The sequence below is a fragment of the Arthrobacter sp. LT660 genome (assembly GCF_056172845.1).
Genome location: NZ_CM149651.1, coordinates 2,635,903 through 2,655,708, shown reverse-complemented (window position 1 = coordinate 2,655,708; position 19,806 = coordinate 2,635,903). Strand labels below are relative to the sequence as shown.

The window sequence follows — 19,806 nt, the reverse complement described above, 5'->3', positions numbered from 1 at the left end:
ATCGATCTTCCACAATATGCAACCGCATGCAATACCGGCCTGTTCCCGTCTCCGTCGTGACGCTCGACACCCTCGCGGCCGCGCTAGAGGATCCGGCGCAGCAGCCCCGCCTTCAGCCGCCCGTACGGCGGGTACACGGCCCGGAGCGTATCGACCACGGCCGTCTTCGACAGAACGGACCGGAACTGGCTGAACGTCTCGAACCCCGCCCGCCCGTGGTAGCTCCCGTGCCCGGACGCGCCGACGCCGCCGAACGGGAGCGCGGGGATGGCCAGGTGCGCGTTGCAGACGTTGTGCCCGATCGCCCCGGCACGCACGCGGTCCTCGAAGGCGGACTGCAGCCGGGGCTTCTCGCTGAACAGGTACGCCGCCAGCGGGGAGGGACGGGAGTTGATGAACCGCACCGCGTCGTCGAACGAGGCCACACGCACGATCGGCAGGACCGGCCCGAAGATCTCCTCGGTCATGACCGGGGACGCCGGGTCGACGTCGGCCAGAAGGGTCGGCTCGATGAACAGCGACTCGGCGTCCGAAGCGCCGCCGCTCACGATGCGGCCCGCGCCGCCCGCGGCCGCCTCGATGAACCCCGCGAGCCGGTCGAACGCGGGGCGGTTCACGATCCGTCCGTAGTCCCGGCTTTTCGCGGGGTTGCGACCGTAGAAGGAAGCGATCGCCTTGGGGAGGTGCTTCTCCAGCCCGTCCGCGGACGTCCCCACGGCCAGGACGTAGTCCGGGGCCACGCACGTCTGGCCCGCGTTCGGGAACTTGCCGAAGGCGATGCGGCGCGCGATCGCCGCGGGGTTGCCGTCCACGACGACGGCGGGGCTCTTGCCTCCCAGCTCAAGCGTGGTCGGCGTCAGGTGGCGGGCGGCCGCCTCGGCCACGATGCGGCCCACCCGCTCGCCTCCCGTGAAGAAGATATGGTCCCACCGCTGGGCCAGCAGCGCCTGGCTGGTCTCGACGCCGCCTTCCACGACGGCGACGGCGCGGGGGTCGAGGTACCGGGGAACCAGTCGCGCGATCAGCTCCGACGTCGCCGGCGCGAGCTCCGAGGGCTTGAGGACCACGCAGTTCCCGGCGGCCAGCGCGCCCACCAGCGGCGCGAACACCAGGTTGACCGGGTAGTTCCACGGACCGATGACCAGCACCAGGCCCAACGGCTGCGGCTCGACCTTGGCGGACGCCGGCTGGAACGCCAGCGGAACGCGGACGCCCTTGGCCTCCATCCACTCGGTGAGGTGGAGCTGCGCATGGTCGATCTCCCCGCGCACCAGATCCAATTCGGTCAGGTGCGCCTCGACGGCCGATTTGCCGAGGTCCGCGGCCAACGCCTCGAGGAACTCGCCCTCGTGGGCGTCGAGCATGCGCTCCAGTGCGCGCAGCTGCCCCGCACGGAACCTCCGCGGGTGGGCCAGCTGCGTGGACGCCGAGTCGCGGAGCCGGGTGACGGTCTCCGCGACGGTGGGGACGACCGGGGCGTCCGGGTCCGCCGACGAAACGTCCGCGACGGTGTCCGCGCGCGGCGGACGCGGCTTGGTGCGTGTAAAAAGACCCATGGTCATCAACCTAGCCGTTTCGGCATCCGCCCGAGCACGAGGGAGTTCACGGGCGGAACACGGTAAGCTCGCCTGCAGTGACACGGGGTGTCCGCCAGGGACTGAGATCACACCCGTACACACCTGATCTAGTTCGTACTAGCGGAGGGATGTCGCCCATGGATTCCATTGCGCCTTCACACCTTGTTCCACCCGTCGTCTCGCCCGAATCGGCCGCGAACCACCTGGGGCGGCTGCGCGCCACGGCGCCGCTGGTCCAGTGCCTGACCAACACGGTCGTCGCGAACTTCACGGCCAACGTCCTCCTCGCCGCCGGCGCCGCCCCGGCCATGGTGGACGTTCCCGGCGAGGCCGCCGAGTTCGCCCGCCTCGCCTCCGGAGTCCTGGTCAACCTCGGGACCCCGCACCGCGAGCAGCGCGAGGCCATGCTCGAGGCCGCCCGCGCCGCGCACGAATCCGGCACGCCCTGGGTGCTGGATCCCGTGGCCGTGGGCGCGCTGGCCCTGCGCACCGGGTTCGCGGGCATGCTCGTTGAGCTGCGCCCCGACGTCGTGCGCGGCAATGCCTCGGAGATCATGGCCCTCGCCGGCGTCGGCGCGGGGGGACGCGGCGTGGACGCGACGGACGACGTCGACGCGGCGCCCGGCGCGGCTGCCGCGCTGGCCCGCCGGACCGGCGGCGTGGTGGCAGTCTCCGGCGCGGTCGACCTGATCACGGACGGCGAGCGCACGGTGCGCGTGCACGGCGGCAGCCCGCTGCTCACGCGCGTCACGGGCGGAGGCTGCGCGCTGGGCGCCCTGGTCGCCGCGTTCGCCGCGGCCGCGGACGATCCATTCGCCGGCAGCGTCGCCGCGCATGCGTTCTTTTCGGTGGCCGCGGAGGCCGCGGCCGCCTCGGCGACGGGTCCGGGGAGCTTCGCCGTCGCATTTCTGGACGCACTGTCCTCCACGACGCCGGAGCAGCTCGCGGAACGGGCGGTGCTGCGATGAGCGCCGCGTTCGACCTCTCGCTCTACCTGGTGGCCAACGCGGGGAGCACCAACGGGCGCCCGCTGGCGGAGATCGTCGCCGCGGCGGTCGACGGAGGGGCGACGATCGTCCAGCTCCGGTGCAAGGACGTCCCGGCCCGCGCCTTCCTCGACGACGTCGTGGCCTGCTCCGAGCTCACCGCGGGCCGCGCGGCGCTCGTCGTCAACGACCGCGTGGACGTGTACCTGGCCGCCCGTGAGGCCGGCGCCCGCGTCGACGGCGTGCACATCGGGCAGTCGGACCTGCCGGCGCCGCTGGTGCGCCGTTTGATCGGCCCGGACGCGATTCTCGGTCTCAGCTCGGGGAAGCTGCCCCAGCTGGAAGCCCTCGCGACCATGCCCGCCGGCACGGTCTCCTACCTGGGGACAGGTGCGGTTCGGCCGACGCCGACGAAGAAGGACCACCCGGATCCGATCGGCTTCGGCGGGCTGGCGGAGTTCGTCGCCGCCGCGCCGCTGCCCTGCGTGGCCATCGGCGGGCTGGGCCACGGCGACGCGGGCGCGGTCGCCTCCGCGGGGGCGTCCGGCATGGCGGTGGTCCGTGCGGTCTGCGCGGCGGAGGACCCGGCCGCCGCCGCGCGATCGCTGCGTTCAGAATGGGAGGCGGCCCGCGCCGCGCGCCGATCGGGGGAGCGCGCATGAGCGCCGTGCCCAACATCCTGTCCATCGCCGGGTCCGATCCCTCGGGCGGCGCCGGAATCCAGGCGGACCTGAAGTCGATCGCCGCGTGCGGAGGCTACGGAATGACCGCCATCACGGCGCTGACGGCGCAAAACACCCGCGGCGTCAGCGGCGTCCACATCCCCCCGGTGGATTTCCTGGCCGCCCAGCTGGCGGCGGTCGCGGAGGACATCCGGATCGACGCCGTCAAGATCGGCATGCTCGGCAACGCGGAAACCATCCGGACGGTGTCCACCTGGCTCCAATCCCTCCCCCCCACCACGCGAAGTGGACATTACCGGGGGTTAGTTAAGGGTGGTGATGTCCACTTCCGGGGGTTGGGGGAGGGGCGGCCGGTGGTGGTGTTGGATCCCGTCATGGTCGCCACCAGCGGGGACCGGCTCTTGGACGACGACGCCGGGGCCGCGCTGCGCGCGCTGCTTCCCCTCGCGGACCTCGCCACGCCCAACCTCGCCGAGCTCGCCGAGCTGTCCGGCGCGCCCCTGGCCACCAGCTGGGGACGGGCACTCGAACAGGCCCGCTCCGTCGCGGCCGAGTTCGGGATCCTGGTTCTCGCCAAGGGCGGCCACCTGGCCGGCCACCCCGGCGGCTGCCCCGACGCGCTCGTGGACGCGGACGGCGTCGTACTGGAGGTCCTCGGGGAACGGGCGCCGACACGCAACACCCACGGAACGGGCTGTTCGCTGTCCTCGGCGCTCGCCACGCTGTACCCGCGGACGGGCAACTGGCCGGACGCACTGCGCCTGGCCAAGGCCTGGCTCGGTCAGGCGCTCGCGGCCGCTGACGCCCTCGACGTCGGATCCGGCGAGGGACACGGCCCCGTCAACCACTTCGCCGGGCTCTGGCAGGGCGGCGTTCCGCCGACCCCGGACGCCCTGCTCGGTTCCTGGTGGGAGGACATCGCCGGGATCCGGGCGGGCATCGACGACCTCGCGTTCATCCGCGGACTCAAGGACGGGACGCTGGGACAGGAGGACTTCGAGCACTACCTCGGGCAGGACGCGCTCTACCTGCGCACGTACGCCCAGGTGCTGTCACGGGCGTCGGAGCTGGCGCCGAACGCCGAGGAACAGCGCTTCTGGGCCGCCTGCGCCACGGGCTGCCTCGAGGAGGAACTCGAACTGCACCGCGCCCATCTCGGGTCCGCCGCCCCGCCGGACCCCACCGCGACCACCGCGGGCTACCTGAACCACCTCACTGCGTCCGGCCGGACGTACCCCGTCCTGGTCGCCGCGATCCTGCCGTGTTTCTGGCTCTACCAGGACGCCGGAACCCGGCTGGCCGCGGCGGCCCGGGACGGGCACCCCTACGCCGACTGGCTGGCCGCCTATTCCTCACCCGAGTTCGACGCCGCGACCCGCGACTCCATCGACCTGGTCCAGAAGGTCGCGCTGCGCTCCGGCGCCGACGAGTTGGCGGCCATGCGCCGCGCCTTCCACGAGTCGTCCCGGCACGAGTTGCTGTTCTTCGCGCAGACAGCGGCCGACGGCGATCCCGGGGGCTCCGGGCCCGAGCTCGCCGAGACCGTGCCGGCCCCAGGGTGCGGCACCGTCGTGCCGGCCGGGGCGCGCGCGGAGTAGGATTCCGGGGGGATCCCCCACCCAGCACCCTCTGCGGAAGGCACCATGAGCAACCCCCTCGGCTTCGGCTGGACCCTGCACGGCGACGGCAAGACCATCCGCCCCGGCACCGTCGTCGCCCCCGACGAGCGACTGAACTGGTTCCAGACCACGGGCATCGGCGTCCAGCACGTGATGGCCATGTTCGGCGCCACCGTCCTGGTGCCCACCATCACCGGTTTCCCGGTCACCACCACGCTGCTGTTCTCCGGCATCGGAACCCTGCTGTTCCTGATCGTCACCGCCGGCCGCGTGCCCAGCTACCTGGGATCGTCGTTCGCGTTCATCGCGCCGGTCGCGGCCGCCATGGGAGCGCACGGCATGGGCGGCGCGCTGGGCGGGATCGTCCTCGCCGGCGTCGCGCTGTTCCTGGTGGGCCTGGTGGTGCAGAAGGCCGGCGCCGGCTGGATCCACGCCATGATGCCGCCCGTGGTGATGGGCACGATCGTCGCGCTGATCGGCCTGAACCTCGCCACCACGACGACGGCGGCCATGGAGGAGGTGCCGCTGACCACCTTCACCACCGTGGCCGCGATCGTCCTGTCCGCGGTGCTGTTCAGGGGACTGCTGGGGCGGCTGTCGATCCTCGTGGGCATCGTCGTCGGCTACCTCGTGGCCCTCGCCCAGGGGCAGGTGACGTTCGCGCCGGTGGGCGAGGCCGGCTGGCTCGGGCTGCCGCCGTTCGCCGTTCCGTCCTTCCACTTCGACGTGCTCGCCCTGTTCCTGCCGGTCGTCTTCGTGCTGGTGGCGGAGAACATCGGCCATGTGAAGACGGTGGGCCTGATGACCGGACGGAACCTCGACGGGGTCAACGGCCGCGCGCTCATGGCCGACGGCGCCGCGACGGTCCTCGCCGGGTTCGGCGGCGGTTCGGGCACCACGACCTACGCGGAGAACATCGGCGTCATGGCGTCCTCGCGCGTGTATTCGACCGCCGCGTACTGGGTGGCCGGAACCGTCGCCATCCTGGTGGCGTTCCTGCCCAAGTTCGGTGCGGTCATCAACACCATCCCGGCGGGCGTCAGCGGCGGCGCGGGGATTGTGCTGTACGGCATGATCGGCATCATCGGCGCCCGGCTCTGGGTCCAGAACCGCGTCAACTTCTCCAACCCGATCAACCTGATGACCGCCGGCGCGGGCCTGATCATCGCGATCGCCAACCCCACGCTCGCCGTCGGCGGCATGCAGTTCGGCGGGATCGCGCTGGGAACGGCCGCGACGCTGGCAATTTACCACGCCATGGGAACCATCGCCCGGGCCCGCGGGACCGAGCCGACGGACGCGCCCGAGGACGAGGGCGCCGAACCCAGCAAACTCGGTTGAGCGGCCGGCCGCCCCCGGTAGGATTGCCGGGTGGCGGACTGGAACGAGGAGTGGGAAACGGAGCACTGGCGGGCCGAGGCCCGCGAGTGGATCTCCCTGGTGCTCGATTCGTACTCGCTGCGCGCGACGGGACCGTCCGACCAGGGACCGATCGACCTGTGGTCCACCCGGATCACCGTTCCGACCGACCACGGCACCCTGTACTTCAAGGCGAACAACCCCGGCCAGTTCGCCGAGGTCACCGTGACCTCCACCGCCGCGAACCTGGCGCCGGACCAGCTCGTGATGCCGCTGGCGATCGAACCGGTGCGTGGTTGGATGATCTCCCCGGACTACGGCGAGACGCTCCTGTCCGTCCCCACCACGGACTACCAGTTGTGGGGCCGGATCGTGCGGGACTTCGCGCGGCTGCAGCAGGACCTCGTTCCGTTCGGCGACACGCTCTTCGACGCCGGACTCCTCCAGCTCGACCCCGCCGGGCTCCCCGGCTACATCGACGGCCAGTTGATGCTGCACGCGTCCATGCCGCCGGACCACCCGCTGCACCTCCCGGCCCGCGACGCCGAGTACCTCAACGCGCGGCTCGGCGACATCGGAGACATGACCGCGTTCCTGGCCTCCGGCCCCGTGCCACTGACCCTGGACCACAACGACCTGCACCGGGGCAACGCCTTCCTCCCGGTCACCCCCGACGAACCGCTGCGGTTCATCGACCTCGCGGACGCCTACTGGGCCCACCCCTTCTCCTGCCTCGGCGTGCCCATCCGCGTGATGTGCGAGGAACTGCGCGCCACGCCCGACGATCCGCGGATCCGCCGCGTGGTCACGGCCTACCTCGAGCAGTGGCGGGAATACGGGACGGTGGAGGAGCTGCGCCCGTACGTCGAGCCCGCGTTGCGCGCGGGAAAGATGCAGTCGCACGGGACCTGGATGCGGATCCTCGCGGGGGCGTCGGAGGCCGACGTCGAACGGCACGCGCACCAGGTCCTGCGCCCGCTCGCCGAGCTCGCCGAACCGGTCGTCGGCTAGCTTGGCGGACGGCTGGGTCCGGCCCCCGCGCCGTACTGCGGCCACTGGCCCCGCTCGGCCATGACCTCCGCCAGCAGGTCCGCGCGGTCCGCCATCAACCCGTCCACGCCCATGTCCAGGAGCCGGCGCATGTCCCCGGGATCGTCCACGACCCACACGTGGACGTGCAGGCCGGCCGCGTGGGCCCGCCGGACGAACGCGGGCGTCACGACACGAAGCGGCCCGTGCCGTTCCGGCACCTGCAGCGCGGCGATGCTGCGCAGCCTTCGGCGGAGCAGACGCGACAGCCCCACGGGTCCGAGCAGGGTCACCAGCGACACGGTGGCCAATCCGCCGCTGGCCGCGACCGGCTCGCCCAGGGCGGCCGTCAACTGCCGCCGCCGCGCGTCGGAGAACGAGGCGAGCATGACCCGCGCGTGGGCCCCGTGGTCCTCGATGATCCGGGCCACGGGCACGACGCCGGCGCGGTCCTTGACGTCGACGTTCAGCCGGATGTCCGGCCACTCGCCCAGCAACTCCTCGAAGGTGGGGATCGGTTCGCGCCCCGCGACGCGGACCCCGCGCAGTTCGGCCAGGGTGCGGTCGGCGACGCGTCCGGTTCCGTCCGTGGTGCGGTCCAGTTCCTCGTCGTGGCAGACCATCGGGACGCCGTCGCGGGTCGTGCGCACGTCCAGCTCGAGGTAGCCGAAGCCCAGTTCGACGGCGGCGCGGAACGCCGCCATGGTGTTCTCCTCGCCGTTGGGCGCGTACCCGCGGTGGGCGAACGCGAGCGGCCAGCCGCGCGGGGCATCCCCGCCGGAGACCTGCAGATACGGGACGCCGCCCCCATGCGTGCTCACGGTCCCGACTCTACCGGCCGGAGCGTCAGCGCAGGAGCCCCTCGATGACGCGCGCCACGCCGTCGTTCTCCAGGGTCTCCGCGACCGAATGGGCCGCCGCCTTCGCCAGGGGGTGCCCCGATCCCATGGCGTAGCCGCGACCCGCCCAGGCGAGCATTTCGACGTCGTTCGGCATGTCCCCGAAGGCGACGACGTCGGCCGCGCCCAGCCCCAGCGCGGCGGCGTAGACCTCCAGCGACGCCGCCTTGTTGACGTCCCGCCGGGCCATCTCCAGTAGGGCGACGTTCGGCGCGGAGTGCGTCACGGACACCAGGTGCCCGATCGCCGGGTGGACGGCCTCGAGGAACTCCTCGGCGGTGTACTCGCGCGACTTGGCGAGGAACTTCACCACGCCCTCCTCGCGAAGCCGGTCCATGGGGAACGCGCCGGGGACGACGCCGTCGAGCAGTCGGGCCTCGGACGGCTCCACGAACCCGGGCTCCAGGTACAGGCTGCTAGTGGTCTCCGCGGCGAACCGCGCGCCAGGCTCCAGCTCGAGGATCAGGGCGCGGGTGTCCCGGACCAGCTCGCCGTCGACCGTTTTGGCGTCGAGGACGGTTTCCGCCTCGAGGTCGTAGACCAACGCCCCGTTCGAGCAGATGACCGTGCCCAGGTGCCCGAACGCATCCTGCACGGGACCCAGCCAGCGGAACGGGCGTCCGGTGACGAAGACGACCTCCACCCCGGCGTCGCGCGCGGCGCGGAAGGCGTCAACGGTCCTCGCGGAAATGGTGTTGTCCGGGTGGAGGATGGTCCCGTCGAGGTCGCAGGCGATCAGGCGCATGGAGGGCCGCCGGGCAGGCTAGCGGATCTCGTGGCGGAAGGGCGGATTGGCCCCGGCCCGCGAGACGGTGATGGCCGCGGCGCGGGCGGCGAAGGCGAGGATCTCCGCCAGCTGTCCGGCCGTGAGGGCGTGCAGGGCGTCGCGGCGGGACGCTCCGACCAGTTCGCGGTCCACCAGCGCGGAGACGAGCGCGGCCATGAACGAGTCCCCGGCGCCGACGCTGTCCACCACGTCCACGACGGGCGCGTCCGCCTTGGCCGGGCCTCCGGCGACGAGCCCCCAGGGTCCGCGGGATCCGTAGGTGGCGACCACCATCGCCGGCCCCAGCCCGAGCCAGGCCGCGGCGGTGTCCTCCACGCTGCGGCCCGGATACAGCCATTCGAGGTCGCTGTCGCTGGCGCGCACCACGTCGCTGAGCTGGACGAACCGCTCCACCTGCGCGACCGCGGCGGAGTGGTCCTCCACGAAGGTGGGGCGGATGTTCGGGTCGAAGGTGATGGTCGCGTGGGGGCGCGCGCGACGGACTGCCTCCAGGACGGTGGTGGCGCCGGGTTCCACCATGATGGCGATCGATCCGGTGTGCAGCAGTTGGGCGTCGTCGAGGGCGCGGTCGGAGACGGCGGCGAAGCCGGCCAGGTCCCACACCAGGTCGAAGTCGTACGTGGCGGCGCCGACGGGGTCCAGGACGCCATGGGCGGTGCTCGTCGGGTGCGCGTCCGGCGGCAGGACCTCCTGGACCGAGTTGTCGCGCAGGTGTTCGTGGATCTTGCGGCCGTATTCGTCGTCCCCGTAGCGCCCGACGAACGTGACGGGGTGGCCGAGCCGGGCAAGGCCGACGGCCACGTTCATGGGGCTTCCACCCACGTAGCTTTGGGGTGCGGACATTCCTCCGGACAGGACGTCCACGAGGGTCTCACCAATGACTGTCAGCACAACTCAACCTCACCTCGGCGTTGACGCGGTGCACTCAATATACCGGTGCGCCACGACCATCCGACCAACGGAACCGTGCTTCCGCCGTGCGACATACCCCTCAGTCCGTCCACGTCAGCCGCTCCAGCGCCCGAACGCAGGCCTCCCACGCGGCGCTCCAGGGGGTGATGGGGGTGAAATGGTCCCCGGGCATGGTCTCCAACCGCACCGGGTCGCCGGCGGCCGCCGCGGCATCCGCGTAGGAGCGGGCCAGCGCGAAGGGCACGGCTTCGTCGTCGTCCCCGTGGAGGACGACCACCGGCACGCCGATCGGCAGCATCGCCACAGGGTCCGCCCACCGCCAGCGCTCCGGCTCCGCGGACGGATCGGCGCCCATGAGAAGCCGCGCCGCCCCGTGGCTCAGCCCGAGCCGCTCGGCGAGCGACATGTCCAGGACGCCGGCCTGGCTCACGACGCCGGCGATCGGCGTGGCGGGATTCGCGCCCGGCGCGCCCGCGGGCAGCGTGTGGCGTCCGGCCGCCCAGACGCCCAAGTGGCCCCCGGCGGAGTGTCCGAGGACGACGACCGGGCCCGTTTCCCCGGCGACTCGCTCCATGACGGCCGGCAGCAGATCCAGGCCGGCGGCGACGTCGTCGAAAGTGTGGGGCCACCCGCCGGCGTCGTTCCCGGCGCCGCCCGTCCTGCGGTACTCCAGGTTCCAGACCGCCCACCCGCGCGCCGCCAGGTCCGCGGCCAGGGGCCGCCCGAGTTCGGCTCCGTACTCGGCGCGCCAATAGCCGCCGTGCACCACCACCACGACGCCGGGGCGGGTGCGCCGGGCGGGCATCGTCAGTTCGGCGTACTGGCTGGGCGCGGGGCCGTAGCGGTGCGTCGTGGTGGCGGACGCGGCGGGCACGACGTCGGCTCCGCCGCCGTCTTCCATGGGGTTACCGCCCCGGGAAGTCCGGCGTCTCCTTGGCGAGAAACGCTGCGCGCCCCACCCTGGAGTCCTCGGTGGTGAAGGCCGTGTGGAAGCTCAGTGCCTCGACGTCGAGCCCCTCCTTGACGGGTAGCCCGTAGGCCGCGCCCATGGCCGTCTTGGCGTTCGCGACGGCCGTGGGGGACTCCGCGGCGATCTCCGCGATGGTCGCCAGGGCAGCCTCGAGTAGTTCGGCGGGATCCGCGAAGACCGCGTTGGCCAGCCCGATCCTCAGCGCCTCGTCCGCCTTGATCCGGCGGCCCGTGAAAATCAGTTCCCGTGCCTGGCCCACCCCGACGCGCTGCTGCAGTCGCACGGAGCCTCCGAAGCCGGGCACGAGGCCGAGATTGACCTCGGGCTGGCCGAAGCTGGCGTTCGCGGAGGCGTAGATGAAGTCGCACGCCATGGCGAGTTCGCAACCACCGCCGAGCGCGAAGCCGTTGACCGCCGCGACGACGGGAACCGGGAGGGATTCCAGCCGCAGGGTGACCTCGTGCATGCGCCTGCCGTAGGCCTCGGCAGCCTCGGCATTCATCCCCGACATCTCGCGGATGTCCGCACCGGCGACGAAAGCCTTGCCCGCGCCCGTCAGCACGACGCCGCGGACCGGCCAGTCACCGTCGCGTCCAACGGATTGCAGGGTTCGCGTCAGGTCCAGCAGGTCGTCGACCATTTGTCCGGCGAGGGCGTTCATCGCCTCCGGACGGTCGAGGGTGACGACCAGCGCTGGCCCTTGGACCTCCGCGCGCAATGTCTCGTAAGTGCCCCAGTCCATATCTGCTCCTTCGTCGACGTCGTTTTGCCCAAGCATGCCAGATCCCTCGTGGGCCGAGGGGCGAGGCCGGGTTGGCGACCGCTGAGGTTGACTGCTGAGGTTGACGCCTGAGGGCTGGCGGCGATGTGTCGTCGTGTGGCGGGTGCCAGCCGATGACGCGGCTGACTCGTCCTCCACGGGTGCCGGTATGGGAATCTTTTCCCCGTTCGAAGGGTTGTTCCCATTTTGTCGGTGGCGGTCGGTACCGTGGAGTCATGTCCAAGGAACAGCAGCCGACGCCGGAGCCGGGCCCCCAGCGGGGCGTCGGGCCGGGTGCGGGGCCAGGTACCGGGTCAGGTGGCGAGGCAGGCGCCGATCCGGGTGCCGAGCGAGAGATTGCGCCGGGGCCCGCGAAGGTTCCGCCGCCCGTCGTGGATCCGCGGAACGTCGGCGCTCAGATCGCCGGTTCCCCGGGCGTGAGCGGCGCCTCCGGCGGGCCGGGTGGTTTCGCGGCGGAGCTGGCGGCGGTGGGTGCGGTGGCGGAGTATCTGGGCGGGATGCGGTATGCGGATCTGGTGGCGGAGTCCGCCGCTGGGGATTCCGCCGGCCGGCCCTCGCGCGCCGATCGCGGCGAAGGCTCCAGCGGGTTACCGGCTGATCCCGCCGGCACCGCCGGCACCGGCGGCCCTACCGTTCCTTCGCGGCCAGCCGAACGGGGTGGGGGTTCGTATGTGTCGGATGGGACGGTGATCCGTCGGCGGGGGACCGCGGATCGTTCGGATGCGGCGGTGGTGGATCTGATCCGGGGGCTGGAGGTCGTGAAGTCCGCGGTGTGCGCGGCGCAGGCCCGCCTGGCCGCGGGGCTGGACGCCTCGATGCGCTCCGCCCGCGCGGACGCCGGGATCCCGGCGGACAGGCGCGGGGACGGGATCGGGCACCAGATCGGGTTGGCCCGGCGGGAGTCCCCGCACCAGGGCGCCGCGCACCTGGCCCTGGGCAAGGCCCTGGTGGCGGAGATGCCCCACACCCTGGCCGCGTTGGAGACCGGGGCGTTGAGCGAGTGGCGGGCCACGGTGCTGGTGCGCGAGACCGCGTGCCTGTCCGTTCAGGACCGCGCCGCGGTCGACGAAGAACTCTGCGCGGACCCGGACCTGCTCGAAGGCATCGGGGACAAGGCCCTGCGGAACAAGGCCAGGGCCATCGCCATCGCGGCCGACCCGGCCGCGGTCGTGAAGCGCTCGCGCAAGGCCGAAGGCGAACGCCGCGTCACCTTCCGTCCCGCGCCGGAGACGATGGTCTACGTCACCGCCCTGCTGCCGGTCGCCCAAGGCGTCGCCGTCCGGGCCGCCCTCACGAAGGAGGCGGACCGGCTCCGCGCCGCCGGGGACCCCCGCGGGCAGGGCCAGAGGATGGCGGACACCTTCTACGAACGCGCCACCGGCAAGGCCGTCGCCGACGGCATCGACGTCCAGGTCCAACTCGTCATGACCGACCGGGCCCTGTTCCAGGCCGACGCCGAACCGGCGCACCTGAACGGCTACGGAACCATCCCCGCCCAACACGCCCGCGACCTCATCCGCCTCCACCCCAAGAAAACGCCAGACACGGACGACCCCGACGCCGCCGATGCCGCCGGAGGCGCCATCCCCGAGACCGGTGGCACGGCGGCCCGGCCGGGAACGGCGTTCCACCGCCAACCAGATCCCGGACCGGCCCGAGAACCGGATCCCGAGCAGGGGACCGTCACCTGGTCTCCGCCGAACGACATCCAACCCGCCCCGCCACCGGGGTCGATGGTGTGGCTGCGCCGGCTCTACACCCACCCCACCACCGGACAGCTGCAGGCGATGGACTCCCGGGCGCGGATCTTCCCCGCCGGGATGCGCCGCATGGTCGCCGCCCGCGACCAGGACTGCTCCAACCCCTGGTGCGACGCCCCCTTCCGCCACCACGACCACATCGTCCCCGCCGCCGCCGGCGGACCCACCACCCTGGAGAACTCCCAAGCGCTCTGCGAAGAATGCAACTACGCCAAAGAAGCCCCCGGCTGGTCCGTGATCCCCGTCCCCGGCATCCGGCACACCGTCCAAACCACCACGCCCACCGGCCACACCTACACCTCCACAGCACCGGCCCTCCCGGGCACCCCGGCCCCCCGGCAGCCCGCAGGGGAACTCATCGAATACCGCGGCCAACACCGCAGAACACGACTCCTCCAACACCTCAAACCACGCAAAACCGCATAGTCACGGGGCAGCGTGAGACGAGGCGGGAGTCAATGCGGAGGGACGTCGAACCGAGAAGGGGATGCCGCCTATCCTTCGCGCGGCGGGTACTGGCGGAACTTGCGAAACTGGTTGACGGCGCTCAGCGCTATGTAGAGCAACCGGCGCGGATGCCGCTCGGCCTTGTAGCGCAGGGGGTTGGCAACTCGACCGTTCTTCATCAGCCGGTCTGCCTTTTCCCCCACAGGACCGCGCAGATGACGCCGAAGCAGCGCCAAAGGAAGCACGGTACACAGCACCTCCTCGCGGACGATCGCCATGCTGGCACTCCCCTGCGTCGAGCCTTCCGGCGTCACGGCGGAGTCAGTGTCGCGAGCGGCGGTGTCGTACTCCACTCCAAGGTATTCGCGAACGTAGAACCGGGACGCGTTATGACCGGCGGCGGTCAAGTAATAATGGTTTCTTCCCAGCCGGGGATTGAGCTCGAAGAATTTCACTTCTCCGTCGCGCGGGTCCAGCTTGGCATCGAACATCGCGAACCCGGTCCACCCAAGGTGCTCCAAAATGCGCCGCCCGTGATCGATGACCTCGTTGTCGACGGCGGTGACGATGCCAGCGGAGTTTCCGAGCACGATCGGCGCGTGTTCCTCCACGACCACCTCTCCGTAGCCGGCAAAGCGGACAGCCCCGGACCGGTCGCTAAAGTATGTGCAAAGACGCATATTCGTGTCACCGCCCGGAACAAGCTCCTGAAGTATGAACGACTCGGCATACCCGGACACCGCAATCCGCGCCAACAGGTCTTCCAGCTCCAGACGATTGTTGATCGTGTGGACCTTCTGCTTTCCCTCGAACTTGGCGCGCACCCACGCCGACGAGTCCGCCGGCTTCCCGATCAGGGGGAAAGGCAGGTCGTCCGGCAGCGGCTGCGGGTGCGAGGCGGTGTCGTAGGAGACCGTTCGCGGATGCGGAACACCCAGCTCGGCGCACATTGCGTAGAAGTTCTGCTTCAGCGCCGCACGCTCCATCGTCTCCAGCGACACGTAGGGAATCGTGTAGAACTCACCGAGCGCCCTGCGATGCCGCGTGATCAGCATGACCTGCAGGTCCAGCGAGCCGCAGAGCAAGAGAGGGCGTGGCCGCGAGCCGTCGCCGGTCAGCTCCCGGGCAACGTCCAGGAGGTGCGCCACGACGACGGCGTCGTCCACCATCGTCCCGGCCGGACGGACATCGATCGCGACGGAATGGTCCAGGACGCCGTTGGACCCGGCGGGAACGGCAACGCTGACGGCACCGTAGGCCTCGTGGAACTCCCTGGCCAGCGAATACGTACCGATGTCACCGCCCAGAATCACCGGGACAAAGGGCTGTGAATCCGGAATGCGCATGAGAACAAACCTAATGGGCGTCGCGCACGGGGAGCGATTTCGGCGCGGGCATCGCCGGACGATTTGGCGCCGCCAACTTAAAGCTATGCAAGCGGCATGATCCGTAACACAATGGCTGGAGGCAACCAACGGCCGCGCATCAGCGCGGCCGTCTTCGCGCAAACGCAGCAGGAGGCACCATGCGCTGGCTCGACAGATCGCATTCCATCGCACCCCCGGGGTTCAACCGCTGGCTGATTCCCCCGGCCGCGCTGGCCGTCCACCTGTGCATCGGCCAGGCCTATGCGACCAGCGTCTACAAGATCTCGCTCGTGGAGCACTTTGAGACCAGCCAGACGGCGATCGGGGTCATCTTCTCGATCGCCATCGTGATGCTGGGACTGTCCGCCGCCATCATGGGCACCTGGGTCGAACGGAGCGGACCGCGCATGGCGATGTTCACGGCCGCCTCCTTCTGGAGCGCTGGCTTCCTCGTAGGTGCCGCCGGAATCTTCACTGAACAACTCTGGCTGGTGTACCTCGGATATGGATTCCTTGGAGGAATCGGCCTCGGCATCGGCTACATCTCGCCGGTATCCACCCTCATCAAGTGGTTTCCCGACCGCCCCGGTATGGCCACCGGCATGGCGATCATGGGCTTCGGTGGCGGTGCCTTGATCGCTTCCCCGCTGTCCACACAGCTTCTGCGGACGTTCGACCCGAACTCCGGCGCGGAAGGCTGGATCGCCAGTGGCGACGCCGTCGGGCGGTTGTTCTTGACGCTAGGCATCGCCTACTTCGTGGTCATGATGTACGGCGTCTTCAGCATCCGTGTTCCGGCGGAGGGCTGGCGCCCGAACGGCTGGGACCCGTCGATGACCAAGCACTCCGAACTCGTGACGAAGAACCACGTCTCTGCCTCAAACGCCATCAAGACGCGGCAATTCTGGCTGTTGTGGACCGTACTCTTCCTGAACGTGACAGCGGGTATCGGCATCCTGGAGCAGGCGTCCCCGATGATCCAAGACTTCTTCCGCACTTCTGACGGCAATTCCGCGCTGAACGCTGCGGTCGCCGGCGGTTTCGTGGGCCTGCTGTCCATCGGCAACATGGCTGGCCGTTTCATCTGGTCCAGCACGTCCGACCTAATCGGGCGGAAAAACATCTACATGGTCTACCTCGGCGTGGGAGCCGTGCTCTACCTGGTGCTATCGCTGTTCGGCGGCAGCTCGACGCTCCTGTTCATCCTGTTCGCCTTTGTCATCATCAGCTTCTACGGCGGCGGATTCGCCACCGCGCCCGCCTACCTCAAGGACCTGTTCGGCACGTTCCAGGTCGGCGCCATCCACGGCCGACTGTTGACCGCCTGGTCCGCCGCCGGCATCGCAGGTCCCATGATCGTCAACGGAATGCTGGACGCCCAGGGCAAACCGGGAACCCTGATGGCGCAGAACTATCAGCCGGTCTTGCTGACCATGGTGACGCTCCTGGCTGTCGGTTTCGTGGCCAACCTGCTGATCAAGCCGGTGGATTCGAAACACCATGAACCGGACAAGAACACCACCCACGATTACGCGAAGGAGTCCTGACATGGCCACGGCCAGGCAACCGCAAGCACACGACGTCCGAACCAAACCGGCGGTCGGCAGACTCGCCGTCGGATGGCTGCTGGTCGGAGTTCCCCTTCTCTACGGCATCGTCCAGACACTCACGCGGGTGGCCCAACTGTTCCAGTAGCACCAACCGCTCCATGAGGCTCGGCCGTTCGGTGCGCATCGGCGCCCGGACGGCCGCCTTATTGATGGGCCCTCCTTGGTTCTTCCCGGGGCGGAGTTAACCCGCTCCCCCGTCGAGGTCCTTCTCCAGCGCATGGCGGACCTCGTCCACCAGGACCTGCATATGCGCTTCGGCGGCGACGCGGTCTCCCGCGGCGATGGAAGCCGCCACGGCCTCGTGCTCGTCCAACGCCTCGGAATGTGGCCGGAAGGGCATGAGCCCCTGTTGCGTGCGGCCCGAGAGGACCTCCGCGACCACGGACCGCAGCGAGGCGAACATCGCGTTGCCGCTGGACTCCAACAGGAGCGAGTGGAAGGCGATGTCCGCCGCGAGGAAGGCCTCGAGTTCGCCGGCCTCACCATGCCGGCGCAGGTCCGCGGCAAGAGCCACCATCTCCGCCCGCGCCCCATCGGACGCCCGTTCGGCGGCCCCCGCGGCGGCGATCGGCTCCACCGCTATGCGCAATTCGGTCAGTTCGGCGTACTGGCGGTCGCGCCCTGGGCCGGCCAGCCGCCACCGGATGATGCGCGGGTCCATCGGATTCCAGAAGCGGGACTCCTGCACCACAAGGCCCAACCGGCGCTTGGGATAGACCAGGCGGAGGGACTCAAGCACCCGCATGCAGTCCCGCATCACCGTGCGCGATACCCCGAACCGCTCCTGGAGGCGTTCCAGTGTCAGGCGTTCACCCGCGGGCAGCTCGCCGCCGACAATCTCGCGCCCAAGGGTCTCGATGATGGGTTCCTGAAGCACCTTTGCCCCGGTTGGCCTGTTCATAATCCACATAGTAGGCAACGCGGAGCGAAAAAGCCTCAATTAGATACTACCTTTACAGAATCAAAGGTGCTATCTTTTGTAGCGCAGCACACATGCACGAGGCCAGCGACGTCCTTCCAGGAGCACATATGGACACCGAACAAGCGCGCACGCCCAGCACCCACGTGGTGGTGATGGGCGTGTCCGGATCCGGGAAAACGACCCTGGCGCAACTTCTTGGTGGCAGCCTCGGCTACCCGGTGGCGGAGGCCGACGAATTCCACCCCGAGGCCAACGTCCGCAAAATGGCCGCCGGAATCCCCCTCACGGACGCCGACCGCTGGCCGTGGCTGGAAACCATCCGCGGCTGGATGGAAACCAGCGCGAATGCCGGACACGGCAGCGTCGTCACCTGCTCGGCCCTGAAGCGCGAGTACCGCGACCTGCTGCGCCAGGCATCCGGCGTCGTGCTCTTCGTCCATGTCACGGCGGATCCGACCACCTTGGCTGACCGCATGGGTCAGCGTGCGGGGCACTTCATGCCCGCTTCGCTCCTGCCCAGCCAGCTCCAGACGCTCGAACCCCTGGAGCCGGACGAAGGCGGGCTGACGCTGGTCAACGACACCACGCCCGACAATTTGGCCGCCCGCGCGCTCGCGGGCATCGGCCACCCTTAACCCCCAACCCCGGAGAAAACATGACCATCGAAGGCTGGACCCAGACCCTGGGCGCAGGACCCCTTCTCGGCATCGCCGCCGCAGCCATCCTGCTTCTGCTGTTCCTCATCATCAAAATGCACATGCACGCGTTCCTCGCGCTGATCCTGGTCAGTCTGCTGACCGCGTTCGCCACCGGCATCCCCGCAGGCAACGTCGTCTCCGTGCTGACCGGCGGGTTCGGCTCGACCCTGGCCAGCGTCGCGCTCCTCGTGGGCCTCGGCGCCATGCTCGGCCGCCTCGTCGAGACGTCCGGTGGCGCCAAGGTGCTCGCCGATCGCCTGATCGGCATCTTCGGCGAAAAACGCGCACCGTTCGCGCTTGGTGTCGCGTCCCTGATCTTCGGCTTCCCGATCTTCTTCGACGCCGGCCTCGTGGTCATGCTGCCGGTCATCTTCGCCGTCGGACGGCGCCTAGGCGGGTCGGTGCTCCTCTACGGGCTCCCGGCCGCCGGCGCGTTCTCGGTGATGCACATCTTCGTTCCGCCGCACCCCGGGCCCGTCGCGGCCAGCGAGTTCTTCGGCGCCAACGTGGGTTTCGTCCTGCTCATCGGACTCGTCGTCGCGATTCCCACCTGGTACGTCACCAGCTACCTCTTCGGCATCTGGGCCGGCAAGAAGTGGGACCTTCCCATCCCGTCGCTCCTCGGCCAGGCCGACGCCGAGCACGAGGCGAACCCGCCGAAGTTCGGCGCCGTGGCCTCCGTCCTCCTGCTCCCGCTGGTCCTGATTTTCCTGAACACCGGCCTGAACACCCTCGCTTCCTCGGGCGCCCTCGCCGAGGGTACGTCCGAAGCCACGTGGTTCCAGTTCCTCCGCGCCATCGGCGAGACGCCCGTCGCGCTGTTGATCTCCCTGTTCGTCGCAGCGTTCGTCCTCGGCCGGCGTCGCGGGATGGAGTCCTCCGCGATCGAACAGATCATGGAGAAGGCGCTCGGCCCGGTCTGCTCGGTCATCCTGATCACCGGCGCCGGCGGAATGTTCGGCGGCGTCCTGCGCACCTCCGGCATCGGCGATGCGCTAGCCGACGTCCTGGGCGACCTTGGCGTGCCGCTCATCGTCGCCGGGTTCCTGATCTCCGGCATCCTCCGCATCGCCCAGGGTTCGGCCACCGTCGCGCTCACCACCGCCGCGGGCCTGCTGTCGACCGCCGTTGCCTCCGCCGGCCTCAACGACATCCAGCTGGCCACCATGGTCATCGCGGTCGCCGCGGGCTCGGTCATCGTCTCCCACGTGAACGACTCCGGCTTCTGGCTGGTCGGCCGCTTCTTCGACATGGACGTCAAGACCACCCTGAAGACGTGGACCGTCCTGGAGACGCTCATCGGCGTCATGGCGTTCGTCCTCGCCGCGGGCATCTTCGCGGTCGCCTCGATCGGCTAGTTCCCGCATTTCAAGCGGCAGTACGACGCCGGAGGCCCGTCC

Annotated in this window: 18 protein-coding genes and 1 riboswitch; of the genes, 10 read left to right on the top strand and 8 right to left on the bottom strand. The window is 70.1% G+C overall.

All coding sequences use genetic code 11. The annotated features are described in order from the left end of the window. Nucleotides 1-83: 83 nt before the first annotated feature. Nucleotides 84-1,556, bottom strand: a complete 1,473-nt coding sequence (locus AC0QSG_RS12365; RefSeq protein WP_475375602.1) for an aldehyde dehydrogenase family protein — start codon at nt 1,554-1,556, stop codon at nt 84-86. Between the two features lie 73 nt (nt 1,557-1,629). Next, nucleotides 1,630-1,723: riboswitch (TPP riboswitch) on the top strand. On the opposite strand from AC0QSG_RS12365, the gene thiM reads away from it, so the two are divergent. The 5 genes from thiM (at nt 1,715) to AC0QSG_RS12340 (ending at nt 7,235) form a co-directional block, all read left to right on the top strand. Next, nucleotides 1,715-2,545: a hydroxyethylthiazole kinase gene (gene thiM, locus AC0QSG_RS12360; RefSeq protein ID WP_475375601.1), complete on the top strand. Its 831-nt coding sequence runs from the start codon at nt 1,715-1,717 to the stop codon at nt 2,543-2,545. Its footprint overlaps the riboswitch before it by 9 nt. After that, on the top strand, nt 2,542-3,225 hold the full coding sequence (gene thiE / locus AC0QSG_RS12355; protein WP_475375600.1) for a thiamine phosphate synthase: 684 nt from the start codon (nt 2,542-2,544) through the stop codon (nt 3,223-3,225). The genes thiM and thiE overlap by 4 nt, the downstream gene beginning before the upstream one ends. Next, nucleotides 3,222-4,844, top strand: a complete 1,623-nt coding sequence (locus AC0QSG_RS12350) for a bifunctional hydroxymethylpyrimidine kinase/phosphomethylpyrimidine kinase (RefSeq protein WP_475375599.1) — start codon at nt 3,222-3,224, stop codon at nt 4,842-4,844. The genes thiE and AC0QSG_RS12350 overlap by 4 nt, the downstream gene beginning before the upstream one ends. A 45-nt stretch (nt 4,845-4,889) precedes the next feature. Beyond that, on the top strand, nt 4,890-6,206 hold the full coding sequence (locus tag AC0QSG_RS12345) for a uracil-xanthine permease family protein (protein ID WP_475375598.1): 1,317 nt from the start codon (nt 4,890-4,892) through the stop codon (nt 6,204-6,206). A 30-nt stretch (nt 6,207-6,236) separates the two neighbouring features. Next, nucleotides 6,237-7,235, top strand: coding sequence for an aminoglycoside phosphotransferase family protein (locus tag AC0QSG_RS12340; protein WP_475375597.1), 999 nt, complete (start codon nt 6,237-6,239; stop codon nt 7,233-7,235). Here the strand turns inward: AC0QSG_RS12340 and AC0QSG_RS12335 are convergent. The 5 genes from AC0QSG_RS12335 to AC0QSG_RS12315 form a co-directional block, all read right to left on the bottom strand. After that, nucleotides 7,232-8,074: a glycerophosphodiester phosphodiesterase family protein gene (locus AC0QSG_RS12335; RefSeq protein ID WP_475375596.1), complete on the bottom strand. Its 843-nt coding sequence runs from the start codon at nt 8,072-8,074 to the stop codon at nt 7,232-7,234. The genes AC0QSG_RS12340 and AC0QSG_RS12335 overlap by 4 nt on opposite strands. A gap of 25 nt (nt 8,075-8,099) precedes the next feature. Further along, nucleotides 8,100-8,897, bottom strand: coding sequence for an HAD family hydrolase (locus AC0QSG_RS12330; protein ID WP_435728869.1), 798 nt, complete (start codon nt 8,895-8,897; stop codon nt 8,100-8,102). 18 nt (nt 8,898-8,915) lie between these two features. Continuing rightward, nucleotides 8,916-9,830, bottom strand: a complete 915-nt coding sequence (locus AC0QSG_RS12325) for a carbohydrate kinase family protein (protein ID WP_475375595.1) — start codon at nt 9,828-9,830, stop codon at nt 8,916-8,918. A gap of 100 nt (nt 9,831-9,930) precedes the next feature. After that, a complete protein-coding gene (locus tag AC0QSG_RS12320; RefSeq protein ID WP_475375594.1) occupies nt 9,931-10,752 on the bottom strand; it encodes an alpha/beta hydrolase family protein in 822 nt (273 codons plus the stop codon). A gap of 4 nt (nt 10,753-10,756) precedes the next feature. Continuing rightward, entirely contained in the window at nt 10,757-11,599 is an 843-nt protein-coding gene (locus AC0QSG_RS12315) for an enoyl-CoA hydratase/isomerase family protein (RefSeq protein WP_475375593.1), read from the bottom strand. Between the two features lie 218 nt (nt 11,600-11,817). Here AC0QSG_RS12315 and AC0QSG_RS12310 point away from each other — a divergent pair, with 218 nt between their 5' ends. Continuing rightward, complete coding sequence (locus tag AC0QSG_RS12310) at nt 11,818-13,788, top strand: HNH endonuclease (protein WP_475375592.1); 1,971 nt, start codon at nt 11,818-11,820, stop codon at nt 13,786-13,788. 68 nt (nt 13,789-13,856) lie between these two features. Here AC0QSG_RS12310 and AC0QSG_RS12305 read toward each other — a convergent pair whose 3' ends face one another. Beyond that, nucleotides 13,857-15,155, bottom strand: coding sequence for a carboxylate--amine ligase (locus AC0QSG_RS12305; RefSeq protein ID WP_475375591.1), 1,299 nt, complete (start codon nt 15,153-15,155; stop codon nt 13,857-13,859). A gap of 179 nt (nt 15,156-15,334) precedes the next feature. Here AC0QSG_RS12305 and AC0QSG_RS12300 point away from each other — a divergent pair, with 179 nt between their 5' ends. Together AC0QSG_RS12300 and AC0QSG_RS12295 are read left to right on the top strand one after the other, a co-directional pair. After that, nucleotides 15,335-16,723 (top strand): OFA family MFS transporter, encoded by a 1,389-nt coding sequence (locus AC0QSG_RS12300; RefSeq protein ID WP_475375590.1) that lies wholly within the window; start codon nt 15,335-15,337, stop codon nt 16,721-16,723. A gap of 1 nt (nt 16,724) precedes the next feature. Next, a complete protein-coding gene (locus tag AC0QSG_RS12295; RefSeq protein ID WP_435727927.1) occupies nt 16,725-16,871 on the top strand; it encodes an MFS transporter small subunit in 147 nt (48 codons plus the stop codon). Nucleotides 16,872-16,967: 96 nt separating this feature from the next. Here the strand turns inward: AC0QSG_RS12295 and AC0QSG_RS12290 are convergent, their stop codons facing one another. Further along, nucleotides 16,968-17,687, bottom strand: a complete 720-nt coding sequence (locus AC0QSG_RS12290; RefSeq protein WP_475375589.1) for a FadR/GntR family transcriptional regulator — start codon at nt 17,685-17,687, stop codon at nt 16,968-16,970. 128 nt (nt 17,688-17,815) lie between these two features. Here AC0QSG_RS12290 and AC0QSG_RS12285 point away from each other — a divergent pair, with 128 nt between their 5' ends. Then, a complete protein-coding gene (locus AC0QSG_RS12285) occupies nt 17,816-18,343 on the top strand; it encodes a gluconokinase (protein ID WP_475375588.1) in 528 nt (175 codons plus the stop codon). A gap of 20 nt (nt 18,344-18,363) precedes the next feature. Continuing rightward, nucleotides 18,364-19,764: a GntP family permease gene (locus tag AC0QSG_RS12280; protein WP_435727933.1), complete on the top strand. Its 1,401-nt coding sequence runs from the start codon at nt 18,364-18,366 to the stop codon at nt 19,762-19,764. Nucleotides 19,765-19,806: the final 42 nt, after the last annotated feature.